Below are 15,636 nucleotides of genomic sequence, written 5' to 3' on the forward strand. Positions count from 1 at the left end.
GAATCAGCGAGGCGGCCCGACGATCACGCTGCCGTACCGCTCCGCCGCCGCCGGATCCGGCTTGATCGAGAACCCCTCCGGCCGCGGCGTCGACCGGTCACGTCCGGCCTCCCGGAACATCCCCTCGATGCCGGCCGGCGTGTTGATCATCAGCAGATCCGCCTTCTTCGACGTGATCCGGTACGAGTGCGCGACGTTCTTCGGAAGAAAGACGATCCCGCCCTCGGCGAGCTCGTACTCCTGGTCGTCGTACCAGACCAGGGCCGTGCCTTTGAGCAGCAGGAAGACCTCGTCCTCCCGGGTGTGCAGGTGATAGGGCGGCGCTTCGCCCTCGGAGACGTCGAAGCGCCCGATCATCAGTTGGCCGTCGCTGGCCTTGCCATCGAGCAGCATGCCGAGCGTGCCGCCGTTGAGCCATTCGAGTTGCTGCTGTTGTTCGGGCTGCGCGAGATAGAGCTGACTCATGCCCCGATCATCGACACCCGGGCAGTTCCGTACCTGGGCCAATCCGGCCCACTCAGACCCGCCGGCAGCCGGGCAACGTCGGGCCGTACCCGGGCGCCGCAGCAGCGCTCCGCTCGGCGGCACCGAGCGTGAACGACTCGCCGTTCCAGGTAGCCGTCTGCTTGACCACGAAGCTGGGCCGATCGGCGGGGTCGCCGTCCGCGAGCACCCGACCGATCAGGGTCACCGCCCGACCGTCCGGGTGAACGCAGCCACCGCGCTGCAGATGCACCGGCAGCGTCCCGGTCACCGTGCCGAGATACTCGGCGCTACCCGGATCCCAGTAGTCGACGACGAGCACGTTGTCGGTACCGCCCCCCGAGCCGCCGCAGTGCAGCGTCACGAAGTACTCGAACGCCCCGTCACCCGTCACGTCGCCGGCGAGCGGCTCCCCCGCTACCCGGGCGTCGGCGCACCCCGGCACCAACTCGGCCCCGCGCTTGGCCCAGAGCACCTCGACCGACTCCGGGGCGCTGCCGGCAAGGTCCTTGGCCGAACCGACCAGCCAGAACCCTCCAATGACGAGAAGCACGAGAAGAAACACCCCGGCTGGGTTGTTTTGCACCGGACGTCCATCTTTGATCAACGCTCGGTCCCCTTTCGACCACACAGTGCGAACAACCTAGTACTGACCGGGGAGCGGTCGTACACGGCCCTCTGTGTTCGCAACCGAACGTTTCGGGGGTTGCCCGGCCGATCGAGCGGGGTGGCTGTTCGCGCGAAGCTAGTGGCACAGCAGGAACACACAAACTTCTTGGAGGCTGGACGACATGAGCGGCTGCTACGACTACGACTACAACCAGTGCAACGACTGGGACTACAACGAGTGCAAGCCGCGTCGTCGTCGCCACCACAAGAAGCGGTACAACGACTGCTGGGACTACAACCCCTGCAGCTGAACCACCGAACAGGGAGGCCCGGAGCGCACACCCCGCGCTCCGGGCCTCCCTGCGTCCACATCACACGGTGAAGCCGCCATCAACAGAGATCGACGCTCCGGTCACGTAACGCGCGTCGTCGCTGGCGAGGAACGACACCACGCTCGCGATCTCGTCGGCTTTCGCGTACCGGTCGAGTGCGGTGAACGATCGGATGCCCTCCGCGTTCGGTCCGTCCGCCGGGTTGGCGTCCGTGTCCGTGGGACCCGGGTTCACCAGGTTCACCGTGATCTCTCGCGGACCGAGTTCCCGCGCGAGCCCTTTGGTCATCCCGATCAGTGCCGTCTTACTCATCGCGTAGAGCGTGAACCCGGAAAAGGTCGTCCGCTCGGCCACGTTGCTGCCGATCGTGACGATCCGGCCGCCCGGTTTCAGATGGCGCAGCGCCGCTCGCGAGGCCGCGTACGGGGCCTGCACGTTCACCGCCATCGTGTGTGCGAACTCCTCGTCCCCGAGATCGTCGACCGGGCCCACAGTGAAGACACCCGCGTTGTTGACCACGATGTCCAACCGGCCGAACATCTCGGCGGTCCGATCCACCGCGCCCGTCACCTCGTCCACGTTCCGGCCGTCGGCTTTGATGGCGATCGCCCGTCGCCCGGTGTCCTTGATCTCGCAGGCCACCGCGTGGGCCTGGTCGTAGCCCTGTACGTAGGTCAGTGCCACGTCGGCACCGCACTCCGAGAGCCGGCGGGCGATCGCGGCACCGATGCCACGGGACCCGCCGGTCACCAACGCGACCTTGTTCGTCAACTCGTTCATGCGAACAGCCTGGCGAGCGACGTCGAAGGATGCTGGCGTCAAACGGACGTCGAGTTTCAGTCCGGGTGCCGACGCCGGCGCCGCGCCGACGCGGTACGCCGCCGATGCCGTGGGAGGGGCACACGACGGCGCTCCGTCCGAGCCCGGCTGGGCCGCCGGCTGGGCGCGGGGGGCGCCCATACGGCCAGCTCGCGGGAACGTTGCGCGGTGAGCACGGCCGTTTGTCGACGCCACCGCGGCTCGAAGATCTGAAGCGACAGACCGACGCCACGGGCGCCGGGGACGAGCGAGAGCACAGTGAAGGAACCCTTCGTCAGCGGATGGCACGGCGCATCGCCGTCCCACGTCGCCGGCCGCGGGCGTTGCCTCGGATCAGCCGACGGTTGCTAGAAACGCCAGGGGTTCGTGCTCGTCATGTCATCCACAGTAGGCGCACGGGCGCGGTGCGTCTCGTCGTTATTGCGGCCACTCGGTGTCCGCTTCGGGCGTCAGGGTGGGCCGGTGACCACACCGAAGAGCAGAGCCGGTTCCCGGATCGACCACCTCAACCTCGCCGTGCCGGACCTGGCCACCGCAGAGGCTTTCTACGAGCCGGTGCTGGCCAGCATCGGCATCAGCAAGATGCTGGAGATTCCGCCGAACGCCACGCCGAACCAGCCGACGGCCATGACCGGTTTCGGCTTGGCCGACGTCAAGCCGTACTTCTGGCTCATCGACGGTGGGACGGTCGGCACGAACATGCACGTCGCTTTCACCGTCGACACCCGCGACGACGTCGTGACCTTCCACGAGGCGGCGCTGGCCGCGGGAGCCTCGGAGCTCCTCCCGCCCGCCGTGCACGAGGAGTACCACTCCGACTATTACGGCGCGTTCGTGCTCGATCCGCACGGCATCAACCTCGAGGCGGTCTGTCACGAGCGGCCGTAGCCCGCAGAGACGAGGCCCGGAGCGCGATGAACGCTCCGGGCCTCGGCGGACGAATGATCAGCTGCAGGGGTTGTAGTCCCAGCAGTCGTTGTACCGCTTCTTGTGGTGGCGACGGCGACGCGGCTCGCACTCGTTGTAGTCCCAGTCGTTGCCCTGGTTGTAGTCCCAGCCGTAGCAGTCGCTCATGTCGCCGTTCCTCCAAGAAATCGGGTTGTTCCTGCGGTGCCAATAGACTCCCGCGGATCAACGCCGGGCTCGATCGCCGTCCTGACGCCGCCACCGTTCGCGTGCGAACACTCCGCCGCTCACACTTTCTTGCGGTAGGCGCGCAGGGCCAGCGGCATGAAGACCGCGACCAGGCCGACGCACCAGACCAGCGTCCACCAGACGTGGTTGCCGACCGGAGTGCCGTTGAACAGGGCACGCATCGATTCGACCAGGTGCGTGATCGGGTTGACTTTCACGAAGGCCTGCAGCCAGCCGGGCAGCGCGGAGACACCCACGAACATGCTGGAGGCGAAGCTCAGCGGCAGGACGGCGAGGAACATGATTCCCTGCACCGCTCCGCTGGTCCGGACCACCATCCCGACGAACACCGACGCCCAGCTGAGCGACAGCGCGAAGAGCACAGCGAGCAGGCAGGCCGCCACGGCGGCGAGCGGGTTCGACTCGATCCGGAATCCCATGATGTAGCCGACGGTCAGCGTCGAAATAGCGACGATCACGTACCGCACGACGTCACCGACGACCGCACCGATCAGGGGCGCCGACCGCGGGATAGGCAACGAGCGGAACCGGTCGAACAGGCCCTTCTCCAGGTCGGTGTTGAGGTTGACGCCGATCGCGATCGCGCCGGTGGCGATGCTCTGAGCGAGGATGCCGGGCAGCAGGAACTGCAGGTACTGCTCGGTGGAACCGGAGACCGACTTGCCGAAGATGTAGACGAAGATGACGAGGAAGATCGCCGGCTGGATCGTCACGTCGATCAATGCTTCCGGCGTGTGCCAGGTTTTGATCAGGCTGCGTTTTGTGAGGGCCAGCGAGTGTCGTACCAGGCGGAACGGTCGGCGCACGCGGGGCGCGGGAGCGGAGCGGTCGACGTCGGGGCTGGTGAGGGTCGCAGTCATGCCGCGGCCTCCTGGGTGTTGGCGGCCGGGCGGCCGGTGAGGGTGAAGAAGACCTCGTCGAGGCTGGGCAGGTGGAGCGACAGCTCGGTCACGGGGATGCGTGCGGCGGCGAGGCGGGCCACGGCGACGGTCATCGCCTCGTCGGACGCGACCGGCACGGCGAGCACGCCCTTGCGGATCTGATCGGCGGGGGTGCCGGCGGAGATCTCGTTGAGGATGTCGGCAGCGGCCGGCAGATCGGCGGCGTTCGACGGGCGGACCTCGAGCGTCGAGCCGCCGACGACACGCTTCAACGCCTCGGGGGTGTCGTGCGCGATGACGAGTCCGTGGTCGATCACCGTGATCTGGTCGGCGAGCGCCTCGGCCTCCTCGAGGTACTGGGTGGTCAGGAGGACGGTGGAGCCGTCGCGGACAAGCGTGCGCACCACGTTCCACATGTCTTCGCGCTTGCTCGGGTCGAGGCCGGTGGTGGGCTCGTCGAGGAAGATCACGTCGGGGCGGCCGACGAGGCTCGCGGCCAGGTCGAGGCGGCGGCGCATACCACCGGAGTAGGTCTTGGCGGCCCGGTTGGCGGCGTCGGTGAGGTCGAACCACTCGAGCAGCTCGGTGGCGCGTCGGCGTGCTCCGGTCTTGCCCAGGTCGAGCAGAACGCCGAAAAGCTCCAGGTTCTGACGTCCGGTCAAGTCCTCGTCGACCGAGGCGTACTGGCCGGTGAGACCGATCGCTTCCCGGACGCGCTCGGCGTCGCGGACGACGTCGAAACCGGCGATGCGGGCGTGGCCGCCGTCGGGGCGCAGGAGCGTGGACAGGATGCGGACCGCAGTGGTCTTGCCGGCTCCGTTGGGACCCAGAACGCCGAGAATGGTGCCGCGTTCAACGGCGATGTCGACGCCTTGGAGGGCCTTGGTGGAGCCGAAGTGTTTGACGAGGCCCTCGGCCTCGATCACCAGGTCGGTTGTCATGCTCAACACGTTGGTGGTCGGCGCTGAGACGACGCTGTCCTGACGCTGTCAGCCCTGAGCGGCTGCTGTCAGCCGGCTAGCCGATCGGCGCGCGACCAGCGGCGAGCTCTTCCAGCCGTTCCAGCATTTCGTCCGGTCTGACTCCGAACTCGTAGGAGGCCGCGACCGATACGCCGGTCCGGAACAGTAGCCGGGACGCTTCGGACCCGAGCCAATTCACCTGCTCGGGACGAGCTTTCACCGTGATGGCCCGCCGACCGGGCGCGATACGGGCCACCGACTCCCACGGCACGAACAGCGGCGGGGCGATAGTGGCCCGTCTGCGAAGGCGAACCATTGGCCCGATCCACACACCGGTGGTGTCGGCCGCAAAGGTCGGCCCGGCCCGGACAGCCCGAACCGTGGCCTCCACCGTGGCAACCACCGCAGCGGCCAGCGGCGCGACCGCGAGTACCCAGAACCCGGGGGACGGGTCGTGCGCGAAGAGGAGCAAGGCGGTGAAGGGCACGGAAAAGGACCCTGGGAGCACCAGCGCAGTGGCACCGGCCACCGCCGCGTACCGCCACCGATGAGCCCGGATGACGACCGGTGCGGACTCGGGTACGCGGGCTACCGCGGCCAAGGTCTCGGGCATTCGGGCACCTCAGCGATTGTCGGCCAGGACGTCGAAGCCACCGCACGCGACCGCCAGGTCCCAACCGTGCACGGCCAGCTCGCCGACGATCATGTCGCCCATGACGGGCGCGGGCAGCATTAGGGGTGTACCCGCCCTCCCAGGCGCTCGGCGGCGCCCACGACGACGTGATGCCGTCCAGCGGGGCGAGCAGGCGACCACGCTAGGCGCCGGTCGTCAGGTCTACGCGGACTCCGCTGGTGCCGGCTGCGGAACGGCTCCTCGCGGCCGGCGCCCGGCGCCCCAGAGCAGGAAATGGTTGACCAGCGCCCGAACGTCGTACTCCGTGCTCGGAGTCTTGTTGGCGAGTTGGTCGTCGGCATTGGTGGGGGCGACTGCGGCCATGGCGTCGGCTGGGTGCCGTACCGAACGTGCACCTGTCGTCAGCCGCGGCCGCGCGGACGTCAACGGTGTGTGCAGCGAGTACCGCCTCCCGGTCCTCGATGCCCGCGACCACGTTTTCGGCGTCGCGTTCCGGCCGGGCGCCCAAGTGGGTCATCCGCCGCTACCGCCTGCACGAGGTGACTGCGCATGGTCGCTGGCGGGGCGATCGAGTGGGCCGCGCTGGCGGCGGACCTCGGCTACGCCGATCATGGCCACTTCATCCGCGACTTCAAGAGCATGTTCGGCGAGCCACCGACCTGGTACGCGCAGCGGTATCAGCGCTGGTTCGGGCGGTAGCCGGTTCAAGAGTGGCTCGGCGTTGCTGTCGTCGACGAAGGCACTTGGAACAGGGATCGGTGAGCTAGCCGATCGGCGCGCGCCCCGGAGGCGTTCGAGCACGGGCGGGTAGTGGCGGAGTCCCCAAGCACCCCCGACAGCATGTTGGGCTCAGCGATCGGCCCGCTGGCACGACAAAGCCCGGAGCGCGATGTGCGCTCCGGGCCTTGGTGAAAAGCGTCAGCTGCAGGGGTTGTAGTCCCAGCAGTCGTTGTACCGCTTCTTGTGGTGGCGACGACGGCGCGGCTTGCACTCGTTGTAGTCCCAGTCGTTGCACTGGTTGTAGTCGTAGTCGTAGCAGCCGCTCATGTCGTCCATCCTCCTGAAAGTTTGTGTGTTCCTGCTGTGCCACTAGCTTCGCGTGGATCGGTGGCTGGTTCGATCGGCCGCGTAACGGCTGGAACGTTCGGCTCCCAACACTGTGGTCACCTGACGAAGGTGGCCCGCTAGTGCACCCACGAGCTGATCAGTCCGTCGGGCCTCGCGGCGTCTGGCCGTTTGGCGGGGGTGACGGTGCTCGGGTATGACGACCGACTCGTCGAGGTAGAGGCGTTGGCGCGGGCATGAGGGCGTCTGCTTCGGCCCATGCCGCCGGGTCTGGTCGGCTTCGTTGGTTGCATGCCTTTCCGTCGGTAGGGAATCCGGCGTCGAACGCGGTGTGTCGGCGAGTCGGGTTCGAGTTGGTCGGTGAATGCGACTTCGAGTTCCCGCCGGGCCGGTTCATGCGCAGCAACGACTGGCGGCTGGATCTGCCGGCGGTCGACCAGTCGATTGGTTGAGGTACCAGGAAGAACTGCGCACGACACGAAAAGGCCCGGAGCGCGATGTGCGCTCCGGGCCTCGACGGCGAAAGACGTCAGCTGCAGGGGTTGTAGTCCCAGCAGTCGTTGTAGCGCTTCTTGTGGTGGCGACGACGACGCGGCTTGCACTCGTTGTAGTCCCAGTCGTTGCACTGGTTGTAGTCGTAGTCGTAGCAGCCGCTCATGTCGTCCAGCCTCCTGTGTAAGTGTGTGTTCCCCCTGCTGTGCCACTAGCTTCGCGCGAACACCCACTCCGCTCGATCGGCCGCGCAACCCCCGAAACGTTCGGTTCCGAACACTGTGGTCAGACGACGAAGATCCAGCCCCGGCCCGCGGCTTCGGCTCCGCCCGTGTGGCGTAGCGGATGGCCGGTCACGGAACTGCTTGAAACGGTTGCAACAGCGTCCGACGACCTCGCGCTGCTGGTAGGCCCGTTGGCCGCAACGCCGGGCGACTTGATCGCAGCGTTGCCGGCAAGTGCACGGGATCCGCCGTTCCCGCAGCGCAGCCCGAGTCAGGTCATGCGCACAGGCATACAACAAAGGCCCGGAGCGCAATACGCGCTCCGGGCCTCCGCGAAAGACGTCAGCTGCAGGGGTTGTAGTCCCAGCAGTCGTTGTACCGCTTCTTGTGGTGGCGACGACGACGCGGCTTGCACTCGTTGTAGTCCCAGTCGTTGCACTGGTTGTAGTCGTAGTCGTAGCAGCCGCTCATGTCGTCCAGCCTCCTGTGTAAGTGTGTGTTCCCCCTGCTGTGCCAATAGCTTCGCGCGGAACTGGAGTCGGCTCGATCGGCTGCGCTACGGCTGGAACGTTCGCTTCGCAACAGTGGTGCTGCGCCTTTGGCGGAACGCTCGGAGCGGCTCGCCGCTAGCTTCTGCAGGTATTCGAGAACCTCGTTGGGCCGAGCTTGGAAGCGGGAGACAGCTACCGTCGCACCCGTCTGGAACAGCACTTGAGAGGTCTTGCGCTGGGTCGACTCGGCTGCCCGGATAGTCGGCACGGGGAACGCTCCGGCAGAACTAGTGCGGCCGGATACCGCGGCGTGCCACCAAGTCGGATCCATCACTCGGGCGTCGGCTCGTCGGATCCGCTAGGCCCGTTCCGGGCCGCCCGGCACCGAGCCGCTGCACGACGAAGCCCGGGGCGCGGTGTGCGCTCCGGGCTTCGGTGGTGAAAAGCGTCAGCTGCAGGGGTTGTAGTCCCAGCAGTCGTTGTAGCGCTTCTTGTGGTGGCGGCGACGGCGCGGCTTGCACTCGTTGTAGTCCCAGTCGTTGCACTGGTTGTAGTCGTAGTCGTAGCAGCCGCTCATGTCGTCCAGCCTCCTGTGTAAGTGTGTGTGTTCCCCCTGCTGTGCCACTAGCTTCGCGCGAACACCCACGCCGCTCGATCGGCCGCGCAACCCCCGAAACGTTCGGTTCGCGACACTGTGGTCGAGTGACGAAGGGGGAGCTGATGGAAAGCGCCGGCGTGCGGGTGCGCGCTTTCACGGCGGGCGATGTCGCGTTGATTCGGGAGGTGTCGGCCGACCCGGCCATCACCTCGCTCACGGCGGTGCCGCCGGACGCTGACGTACCGGGCGCGCTGGGCTACCTCCAGCAACAGCGCGCTCGGGCCGACGACGGGCTCGGCTACTCGTTCGCGATCGCCTCGTGCGACACCGATCAAGCCTGCGGCCAGATCGGCGTCTGGTTCGAGCGATACGAGCGGGCCAGCATCGGGTACTGGGTGGCCGCTCGGCAGCGCAAACGCGGTATCGCCTCGGTCGCGCTCGATCTGGTGTCGCGATGGTGCCTCGCGCGGCCGGGGATTCACCGGCTCGAGCTGCACATCCAGCCGTGGAACGAAAGGTCCTGCCGGACCGCCGAGAGGGTCGGCTACCGGCGGGAAGGGCTGCTTCGGGGGTGGCAGGAAGTCGGTGGGACCCGCCGGGACATGGTCATGTACTCGTTGCTAGCCACCGACCTGGAACGGGACGAAGTCTTCGAAGCGGGGTTCGAACGGTGAGTCGGGTAGGCGCAGCGCTCGGCAGCGGGGCACCGACTCGGCCGCGGGATCGTCGTCGAGGTGGCGGAGGGTGCCGCCGACGAACGCGTCGGGAAGGGCCGTCCAGCCGAGGTTGCGCTCGTAGTAACGCACTGCGGTGCGGACGCTGGGCGCCCAATCGTCGTCCACGATCACCAGGCCACCGGGGCGGACGATCTTGCGGAGGTAGTAGAAGTCGACGAACACCTCGTGGAAGCGGTGGCTGCCGTCGACGAATGTCGCGTCCACACTGGTTCCGAGCAGCTGCGGAAGCGCCACCGAGGACGGCGACTCGACCAGATCGAACGCGGCACCCGCCTCCAGGAGCAGGTCCCGGCCGATGTTGTCGAAAGCCGGCTGTTGAAACGGGTCGATGATCACGTGCCGGGAACCAGACCCGCCGGCCAGAGCCTCAGCCACGGCCAGAGCCGAACTGCCGAAAGCCAAGCCGATCTCGACGACGGAGCGAGCGCCCTCGGCGACCAGAAGGTCTCGCACCAGGTCGCAGTCGCGGGCCGGGAGAGTCACTGTCTCGAAATCGTGTCCGATGGTTCGAGGTGGGCCCTCGGTGGCCAACCGGTGACGAATCGCCGCTATGCGGTTCACCGCGCCAGGACCCGGGGGTGGTCCCGCCAGGCGGGCATCGTGGCCAGGTAGGCCAGGGTTTCGGCTTCGATCTGTTCGCGCGGGGCGTTCGGGTTGCGGCGGGCCTGCCAGGCGGTCATGCGCTCGAAGCGCTCGTCGAACGGTTGGAGCGCACCGCCGGCGTCGGTGCAGTGCTCGCAGTAGGGACCGCTCTCGATCGGCATCCCGCAGCTTTCGCAGTTCACGATTTCTCCTTGGTGGTGAGTAGGGCCCGCATCCCGGCCAGCAGGGCTTCGCGGGTGTCGGCAGGCACGGCGTCGAGGGCCTCGGCCAGGCGGGTGGTATCGAGCACCGCCCGGTCGCGGGCCAAGCGTTCCTGGCCCTCCGACGTCAGCCAGACGAGCGTTCGGCGCCGGTCGGCGGGGTCGCGTTCGCGCTCCAGCAGCCCGTTCCGCTCCAGTTGGCTGACGATTTCGCTGACCACCGACTGGGCTCGGTCGAGGTGGAGCGCGGCCTCACCCACGGTGAGCGGGCCGGTGCGGGCCAGGTGGTTCAGCACCGCGCGCGAGGCCCCCGAGAGCTCGGATCGTTTCTCGTCGCGGCGGTGAAAGGTGAGGTAGACGGCCTGGAACAGCTCCTCGAACCGGGTTGCGGTTTCGTGCACGCGCTTACGATCGATCAGCGTCGATACATCGTCAATCCCGATGGATCTAGGTCAGCTCGTCGGCCAGCAGGTCCATGAGAAGGCCGTCGTGCCACGTGCCGTCGGGCCCCCGCTCGTAGCGGCGCATGATGCCGACCGGGCGGAAGCCGACCTTGGCGTAACAGCGGATCGCGGCTTCGTTGTCGGCGGCCGGGTCGATGACCAGACGGTGGTGCCCGCGCTCGATCAGGTGAGTGGCGAGCGTACGGACCGCGTCGGTGCCCAGGCCTCGCCCGTGCACCGCGGGGTCGAGGTAGATGTCGATGCCGGCGTGGCGGTAGTCCGGGTCTTCTTCTTCCGACCACTGGATGGCGCCGACGACCTGGTCCTCGTACTCGATGACGTAGATGTGCACGTCCTCGTCGGTGAGGTCGTCGGGCTCGCCGCCCCACCGCGCGAAGACCTCCGGTTCGGCGCGGATCTCGCCCAATCGCGGAAGGTCGGCTTCGGTCGCCTCGCGCAGGCGAACGTGGTTGCCCCGCATCATCCGAAGCTACCGAAAGTTTCCCGTGAAACGGTGAACGGGTACCGCCGACGGCATGGCGGACCAGATACGCGGGCGTCGGCTCCTTCGATGGTGGATGGTGGCGATCGGCATCAGCCTCGCCTCGGTGTACATCGCCGCGGTCGTGTACCGGCAGGACTGGCCCAAGCTGGTCTACGCGTGCGCGTGGGCTATCGCGTTACCTCTCGCGTGGACCTGGGGAAACGTCGTCGTGGACGCCGTCGGCATCCGCCTGTCGTGGTTCGAACGGCGTCGGCTCAATTTTCCGACGCGCTGGATCGCCTGGGACCAGGTCGAGAGCGTCGAGAAGTTCGACCACTCACGGACCTACGTGCACATCCGCCTCACCGACGGACGGACCGTGCCACTGATCGGCATCCAGGGTGAGCGATCGGAGGCCGTGGCCGCGCTCGGCACCAAACCGCTGATGGCTCGCCGCTTGGCGTCGATCACGATGGACCGACCGCGAACGGCGGAGCAGGTTGACGCTGAGCTGCGGCAGCGGGAAGCGGCCTTGGCCGCGGAGCGGGAAGAGTTGAAGCGGATCAGCGAAGGTATGCCGCGAGTTCCTCGACAATTGCGTCGAAGCGAGTGAGCACGATCGAGAGGTGACCTTCGGCCGGCTCGAGGTGCGCGGTCGCGCCCGGGACGTGCTCGGCCAGCCACTGGCCGTGCGCGAAGGGAACCATGCGGTCGTGGCCGCCCTGCCAGACGGCAACCGGGACCTTGACGGTGGCCAGGTCGAAACCCCAGTCGTTGACGAACGCGAGGTCGTCGTCGCGCCAACCGCTGATGCCGGTGGAAACGGATGCCCGGAACGACGCGGCGTTGTAGGTGGCGAAGTCGTCGGTGAGCGCGTTCCGGTCGACGGCGTCGACCAGGTCGCCGAGAGCGGTCGCGACCTCGTCGGCGGTGACCGTGGCCAGTTCAGCGGCCGCGGCCTCGAGGTAGGGGGTCAGCTTCGCCTCGCCCTCCGCGGCGGCGCCGAACTCCTCGATGTTCTCCGCGCCCATGCCGGCGAGCCAGTCGATGCCGTCGGCGCCGAACGGCGTGGGGCCGGCGATGACGGCGGCGGCCGCGCACCAGTTCGGGAGCAGGGTCGCGCAGGCCAGCGCGTGAGGACCGCCACCGGACCAGCCGGCGGTGACGAAACGGTTGGCCCCCAGATGGTCGAGGAGCGCGACGATCTCGGGGACGACGTCGGCGACCGTCCGGCCGGGCTGAGGCGTGGAATTCGCGTACCCCGGGCGGCTGTAGAGCACCAGGCGCAGGCCGTGACGCGCGGCGGCGTCGGCCATCGGCTGGTAGAGCAACGCCGCCGACGGTGTGCCGGTGTGCATGACCAGTGGGACGCCATCGTCAGGACCGGCTACGAGGTACTCGAGTTTCCGCCCGTCGGGCCGTTCGATCTCCACATCCGCGAGGCTACGCGGGCATGATCGAGGTATGGGGAAGCAGTACGAACGTCTTACCGACCGTCTCCGCGCGTTCATCGCCGCCCAGCCGGTGTTCTTCGTGGCCACCGCGCCGCTGAGCGCCGACGGGCACGTCAACCTCTCACCCAAGGGCCGGTCCGGCTCCCTGGCCGTGCTCGACGAGCACCGGCTGGCGTATCTGGACTTCGGCGGCAGCCACGCCGAGACCATCGCCCACCTGCGCGAGAACAGCCGCATCACGCTCATGTGGTGCGCGTTCGACGGTCCGCCGACGGTGGTGCGCGTGCACGGGCGCGGCGAGCCGGTGTTCCGCGACGACCCCCGGTTCCCCGAGCTCGTCGCGGCGATGGCGGACGCGGACGACGTCGGGGTGCGCGCGGTGATCCTGGTGACGGCCGAGCGGATCAGCGACAGCTGCGGCTTCGCGGTGCCGTACATGGACTACCGGGAAGAGCGCACGCTGCACGCCGAGTACTTCGGTCGCAAAGGCGAGGACGGGTTCGCGGAGTACTGCGAGGGCAAGGAGACGAACGTCGAGAGCATCGACGGTCTCCCGGCGTTGCCGGTGCCGCTGCCTCAGCGGTAGCTCTCCAGGAGGTCCGCCAGTTCGATCGGCCGGCTCAGCGCCGGGGTGTGACCGCTGTCGATCACGTCCGGCGTGATGCCGAGCCGTTCCTGCGCCACGCGGCTGATGAAGCCCACCGGCAGCAGCCGGTCGTGCCGGCCGATCAGGACCCGGGTGGGGACGTCGGGCCAGGCCTGAAGGGGGGACGGCTCGCTCAGCCGCGCCTCCGACTGCGAGCGTCCCCGCTTCTGCGCCTCGGCGGCGAGCTCCGGCGGAACGTCCTGGTAGAACAGGTCGTCGTAGCTCTCCCGCTCCTCGTCGCCGTAGCGCGTGTTCACCCAGAAGTCGGCGGGTGCCTCGTGGGGCGCGGGAATCATCGGCGCCACCAGGACCAGCGTTCTCACTACAACTTCTCGGGCGACGAGCGGCGCGACGAAGCCTCCGAGCGATTGTCCGACGACGATCAGGTCGGTTCGCTGCCCGATCGCTGCCACCACGGCGTTCGTGTATTCGGGTAGACCGGCGGAATCGTCGTCGCAGGGGAGATCGGGCGCGACGGTGTCGTGCCCGCGCGACCGCAACTCGGCCTCCACGAGGTGCCAGTACCAGCCGACGTCACCAGCGCCGTGGATCAAGACGAACGTAGCCATGGTCTGTTGGTCCCCCGTGCGAGCTACTCGCAACTGTCCAGCTCGGAGGGATTTGGCGACGGTTCGGAGTTCCTAATCTCGGTCGTGTCGAAAACACGCAGCTGAGAGAGGGACGGACCGATGACGACAAGCCGGATCCAGCGTTTCCGGGTGCCGATTCTGATCGCCGGGCTCGCGGTGGTGCTCGTCGGAGCCCGCGGTCTCAACATCGTCGCGTCGCACCATCCGGTTCTCGCCCTCGCGATGGGGTTCGCCACCGCGGCCGGCGCGGTGTTCGGCTACCGCTGGCTGACCCGCACGGTCGAAGGCCGGACCACGGTCGACGAACTGCCGAGCGCCGGAACCTGGACCGGCCTGCGTCGCGGGGTTCTGATCGGGTCGGCCGCGTTCACCACGACGATGCTCCTGATCGGCATGTTCGGCGGCTGGGACCACGTCGGCGGCGGCTCGTTCGGCGGCATGCTGATCAGCTTCGGCGCGATGACGAGCGTCGCGGTGAACGAGGAACTGCTGTTCCGTGGCGTCATCTTCCGCATCCTCGAGGAGCGGGTGGGAAGCGTGGTCGCGATCGCGGCGTCGTCCCTGCTGTTCGGGTTGGTTCACCTGGTGAACCCGGGGGCGACTCTGTGGGGCACGCTGGCGATCGGCATCGAAGGCGGCACGATGCTCGCCGCCGCCTATGTTCTGACGCGGTCGCTGTGGCTGGGGATCGGGCTGCATTTCGCGTGGAACTTCGTGGGTGGGGGGTTGTTCGGGGTCACGGTGTCGGGGGCGGCGGAAGAGGACACCAGCCTGCTGCACACGACGCTGGGTGGACCCGAGGCGCTGACCGGCGGTGGGTTCGGGCCGGAGGCGAGCGTGTTCGCGCTGGTGGTGGGGCTGGCGATCACGGTCGTGATGCTGCGCCGAGCGGTTCGTGCCGGGCAGCTCCGGCCGAGGGCTCAGGTGCGCGAGTCGTCGAGGTCTCTGGTGGGGGCGCGGAGCGAGTAGGGGTTCGGGGCTTGGAGCCGGTCTGGTTGCGGTTTATGGACCGGTGGGTGGGGCGCCAGTGTTGCGAACCGAACGTTTCGGGGGTTGCGCGGCCGATCGAGCCGACTCCATTTCCGCGCGAAGCTATTGGCACATCAGGAACACACAAACTTTCAGGAGGCTGGACGACATGAGCGGCTGCTACGACTACGACTACAACCAGTGCAACGACTGGGACTACAACGAGTGCAAGCCGCGTCGTCGTCGCCACCACAAGAAGCGGTACAACGACTGCTGGGACTACAACCCCTGCAGCTGAACCACCCGAATGAACGAAGCCCGGAGCGCTCGTCGCTCCGGGCTTCCTCATGTCGGCGCCACCACCGCAACCGCCTCCACCTCGACGAGTTGGTCGGGGTACCCGAGCACGGTCACCCCCACCAACGTGCTCGGCGGCTGGGGCGTGAAATACGCGGTGATCGTCGCCCAGGCGGCGCTCAAGTCTTCCCGCCGGTCAGACGCCACGTAAATGGTGGTCTTGACGACGTCGGCGAGGTCGGCACCGGCCGCCTCCAGCGCGGTCTGCAAATTCGCGACCGCCTGATGGCACTGGCCGACCAGATCACCGACGGGCGTAGTACTGCCGGTCGAGTCCAGCGGGCAGGCACCAGCGGTGAAGACCAACTGCCCCGCGGCGACGAGTGCGGCATAGGCGTACGGCGCGGTGGTGGCGAGGCCCGGCGGACTGATCAGCTGGTGGGTCATGGATCCACGGTCGCGTATCGA

At 67.8% G+C, this 15,636-nt stretch carries 26 protein-coding genes; 8 read left to right on the forward strand and 18 right to left on the reverse strand.

Annotated elements, in window-relative coordinates; translation table 11 throughout:
- Window positions 1–3: 3 nt before the first annotated feature.
- Together CRYAR_RS41210 and CRYAR_RS41215 are read right to left on the reverse strand one after the other, a co-directional pair.
- Entirely contained in the window at window positions 4–465 is a 462-nt protein-coding gene (locus tag CRYAR_RS41210; RefSeq protein ID WP_035859048.1) for a cupin domain-containing protein, read from the reverse strand.
- A gap of 52 nt (window positions 466–517) precedes the next feature.
- Window positions 518–1,069 carry a hypothetical protein gene (locus CRYAR_RS41215; protein ID WP_157018495.1) on the reverse strand — a complete coding sequence of 184 codons (552 nt, stop codon included), beginning with the start codon at window positions 1,067–1,069 and terminating at the stop codon, window positions 518–520.
- Window positions 1,070–1,274: 205 nt separating this feature from the next.
- On the opposite strand from CRYAR_RS41215, the gene CRYAR_RS50490 reads away from it, so the two are divergent.
- Window positions 1,275–1,403, forward strand: coding sequence for a hypothetical protein (locus tag CRYAR_RS50490; RefSeq protein ID WP_281174598.1), 129 nt, complete (start codon window positions 1,275–1,277; stop codon window positions 1,401–1,403).
- A gap of 60 nt (window positions 1,404–1,463) precedes the next feature.
- On the opposite strand, the gene CRYAR_RS41220 is transcribed toward CRYAR_RS50490, so the two are convergent.
- On the reverse strand, window positions 1,464–2,204 hold the full coding sequence (locus CRYAR_RS41220; protein ID WP_035859054.1) for an SDR family NAD(P)-dependent oxidoreductase: 741 nt from the start codon (window positions 2,202–2,204) through the stop codon (window positions 1,464–1,466).
- Window positions 2,205–2,705: 501 nt separating this feature from the next.
- Between CRYAR_RS41220 and CRYAR_RS41225 the strand changes: the two genes are divergently transcribed.
- A complete protein-coding gene (locus tag CRYAR_RS41225; protein WP_035859056.1) occupies window positions 2,706–3,131 on the forward strand; it encodes a VOC family protein in 426 nt (141 codons plus the stop codon).
- A 57-nt stretch (window positions 3,132–3,188) separates the two neighbouring features.
- On the opposite strand, the gene CRYAR_RS50495 is transcribed toward CRYAR_RS41225, so the two are convergent.
- The 4 genes from CRYAR_RS50495 to CRYAR_RS41240 form a co-directional block, all read right to left on the reverse strand.
- Complete coding sequence (locus CRYAR_RS50495) at window positions 3,189–3,317, reverse strand: hypothetical protein (RefSeq protein WP_281174668.1); 129 nt, start codon at window positions 3,315–3,317, stop codon at window positions 3,189–3,191.
- Between the two features lie 119 nt (window positions 3,318–3,436).
- Complete coding sequence (locus CRYAR_RS41230; protein ID WP_035859057.1) at window positions 3,437–4,258, reverse strand: ABC transporter permease; 822 nt, start codon at window positions 4,256–4,258, stop codon at window positions 3,437–3,439.
- Window positions 4,255–5,220 carry a daunorubicin resistance protein DrrA family ABC transporter ATP-binding protein gene (locus CRYAR_RS41235; protein ID WP_035859060.1) on the reverse strand — a complete coding sequence of 322 codons (966 nt, stop codon included), beginning with the start codon at window positions 5,218–5,220 and terminating at the stop codon, window positions 4,255–4,257. The genes CRYAR_RS41230 and CRYAR_RS41235 overlap by 4 nt, the downstream gene beginning before the upstream one ends.
- Window positions 5,221–5,296: 76 nt before the next feature.
- Window positions 5,297–5,854: a hypothetical protein gene (locus CRYAR_RS41240; RefSeq protein WP_035859062.1), complete on the reverse strand. Its 558-nt coding sequence runs from the start codon at window positions 5,852–5,854 to the stop codon at window positions 5,297–5,299.
- Window positions 5,855–6,424: 570 nt separating this feature from the next.
- On the opposite strand from CRYAR_RS41240, the gene CRYAR_RS49340 reads away from it, so the two are divergent.
- Window positions 6,425–6,574: a helix-turn-helix domain-containing protein gene (locus CRYAR_RS49340; RefSeq protein WP_211247891.1), complete on the forward strand. Its 150-nt coding sequence runs from the start codon at window positions 6,425–6,427 to the stop codon at window positions 6,572–6,574.
- Window positions 6,575–6,793: 219 nt separating this feature from the next.
- Here the strand turns inward: CRYAR_RS49340 and CRYAR_RS50500 are convergent, their stop codons facing one another.
- The 4 genes from CRYAR_RS50500 to CRYAR_RS50515 all read right to left on the reverse strand — a co-directional run bounded on the left by CRYAR_RS50500 (window position 6,794) and on the right by CRYAR_RS50515 (window position 8,724).
- On the reverse strand, window positions 6,794–6,922 hold the full coding sequence (locus CRYAR_RS50500) for a hypothetical protein (RefSeq protein WP_281174598.1): 129 nt from the start codon (window positions 6,920–6,922) through the stop codon (window positions 6,794–6,796).
- A gap of 547 nt (window positions 6,923–7,469) precedes the next feature.
- Window positions 7,470–7,598 (reverse strand): hypothetical protein, encoded by a 129-nt coding sequence (locus CRYAR_RS50505; RefSeq protein WP_281174598.1) that lies wholly within the window; start codon window positions 7,596–7,598, stop codon window positions 7,470–7,472.
- A 400-nt stretch (window positions 7,599–7,998) separates the two neighbouring features.
- Window positions 7,999–8,127: a hypothetical protein gene (locus tag CRYAR_RS50510; RefSeq protein ID WP_281174598.1), complete on the reverse strand. Its 129-nt coding sequence runs from the start codon at window positions 8,125–8,127 to the stop codon at window positions 7,999–8,001.
- Window positions 8,128–8,595: 468 nt separating this feature from the next.
- Window positions 8,596–8,724: a hypothetical protein gene (locus CRYAR_RS50515; protein WP_281174598.1), complete on the reverse strand. Its 129-nt coding sequence runs from the start codon at window positions 8,722–8,724 to the stop codon at window positions 8,596–8,598.
- A 125-nt stretch (window positions 8,725–8,849) separates the two neighbouring features.
- On the opposite strand from CRYAR_RS50515, the gene CRYAR_RS41260 reads away from it, so the two are divergent.
- Window positions 8,850–9,419: a GNAT family N-acetyltransferase gene (locus CRYAR_RS41260; RefSeq protein WP_211247892.1), complete on the forward strand. Its 570-nt coding sequence runs from the start codon at window positions 8,850–8,852 to the stop codon at window positions 9,417–9,419.
- Here the strand turns inward: CRYAR_RS41260 and CRYAR_RS41265 are convergent.
- Genes CRYAR_RS41265 through CRYAR_RS41280 form a run of 4 tightly spaced genes read right to left on the reverse strand, consistent with a single transcriptional unit; the run spans window position 9,366 to window position 11,212 of the window.
- The gene (locus CRYAR_RS41265; RefSeq protein WP_035859065.1) at window positions 9,366–10,043 is read right to left on the reverse strand and encodes a class I SAM-dependent methyltransferase; all 678 of its coding nucleotides are present in this window, start codon (window positions 10,041–10,043) and stop codon (window positions 9,366–9,368) included. The genes CRYAR_RS41260 and CRYAR_RS41265 overlap by 54 nt on opposite strands.
- Window positions 10,040–10,267 (reverse strand): zinc ribbon domain-containing protein, encoded by a 228-nt coding sequence (locus CRYAR_RS41270; protein WP_157018499.1) that lies wholly within the window; start codon window positions 10,265–10,267, stop codon window positions 10,040–10,042. Before CRYAR_RS41270 ends, CRYAR_RS41265 begins: the two co-directional genes overlap by 4 nt.
- Window positions 10,264–10,686 (reverse strand): MarR family winged helix-turn-helix transcriptional regulator, encoded by a 423-nt coding sequence (locus CRYAR_RS44400; RefSeq protein ID WP_051571738.1) that lies wholly within the window; start codon window positions 10,684–10,686, stop codon window positions 10,264–10,266. Before CRYAR_RS44400 ends, CRYAR_RS41270 begins: the two co-directional genes overlap by 4 nt.
- Window positions 10,687–10,732: 46 nt before the next feature.
- Window positions 10,733–11,212, reverse strand: a complete 480-nt coding sequence (locus tag CRYAR_RS41280) for a GNAT family N-acetyltransferase (protein ID WP_035859075.1) — start codon at window positions 11,210–11,212, stop codon at window positions 10,733–10,735.
- Window positions 11,213–11,309: 97 nt separating this feature from the next.
- Here CRYAR_RS41280 and CRYAR_RS41285 point away from each other — a divergent pair, with 97 nt between their 5' ends.
- Complete coding sequence (locus CRYAR_RS41285; RefSeq protein ID WP_169745160.1) at window positions 11,310–11,825, forward strand: PH domain-containing protein; 516 nt, start codon at window positions 11,310–11,312, stop codon at window positions 11,823–11,825.
- Here the strand turns inward: CRYAR_RS41285 and CRYAR_RS41290 are convergent.
- Window positions 11,776–12,645: an alpha/beta fold hydrolase gene (locus CRYAR_RS41290; protein ID WP_035859093.1), complete on the reverse strand. Its 870-nt coding sequence runs from the start codon at window positions 12,643–12,645 to the stop codon at window positions 11,776–11,778. The genes CRYAR_RS41285 and CRYAR_RS41290 overlap by 50 nt on opposite strands.
- A gap of 31 nt (window positions 12,646–12,676) precedes the next feature.
- On the opposite strand from CRYAR_RS41290, the gene CRYAR_RS41295 reads away from it, so the two are divergent.
- A complete protein-coding gene (locus CRYAR_RS41295; RefSeq protein ID WP_035859097.1) occupies window positions 12,677–13,252 on the forward strand; it encodes a pyridoxamine 5'-phosphate oxidase family protein in 576 nt (191 codons plus the stop codon).
- Here CRYAR_RS41295 and CRYAR_RS41300 read toward each other — a convergent pair.
- Window positions 13,243–13,881, reverse strand: a complete 639-nt coding sequence (locus tag CRYAR_RS41300; RefSeq protein WP_035859101.1) for an alpha/beta fold hydrolase — start codon at window positions 13,879–13,881, stop codon at window positions 13,243–13,245. The two genes, CRYAR_RS41295 and CRYAR_RS41300, sit on opposite strands and share 10 nt — an antisense overlap.
- Before the next feature lie 120 nt (window positions 13,882–14,001).
- Between CRYAR_RS41300 and CRYAR_RS41305 the strand changes: the two genes are divergently transcribed.
- Window positions 14,002–14,871, forward strand: coding sequence for a CPBP family intramembrane glutamic endopeptidase (locus tag CRYAR_RS41305; protein WP_051571739.1), 870 nt, complete (start codon window positions 14,002–14,004; stop codon window positions 14,869–14,871).
- A 169-nt stretch (window positions 14,872–15,040) separates the two neighbouring features.
- Window positions 15,041–15,169, forward strand: coding sequence for a hypothetical protein (locus tag CRYAR_RS50520; protein WP_281174598.1), 129 nt, complete (start codon window positions 15,041–15,043; stop codon window positions 15,167–15,169).
- Between the two features lie 47 nt (window positions 15,170–15,216).
- Here CRYAR_RS50520 and CRYAR_RS41310 read toward each other — a convergent pair whose 3' ends face one another.
- Window positions 15,217–15,615, reverse strand: coding sequence for a RidA family protein (locus CRYAR_RS41310; RefSeq protein WP_051571741.1), 399 nt, complete (start codon window positions 15,613–15,615; stop codon window positions 15,217–15,219).
- Window positions 15,616–15,636 lie beyond the last annotated feature (21 nt).

This window comes from Cryptosporangium arvum DSM 44712, assembly GCF_000585375.1.
Classification (GTDB): domain Bacteria; phylum Actinomycetota; class Actinomycetes; order Mycobacteriales; family Cryptosporangiaceae; genus Cryptosporangium; species Cryptosporangium arvum.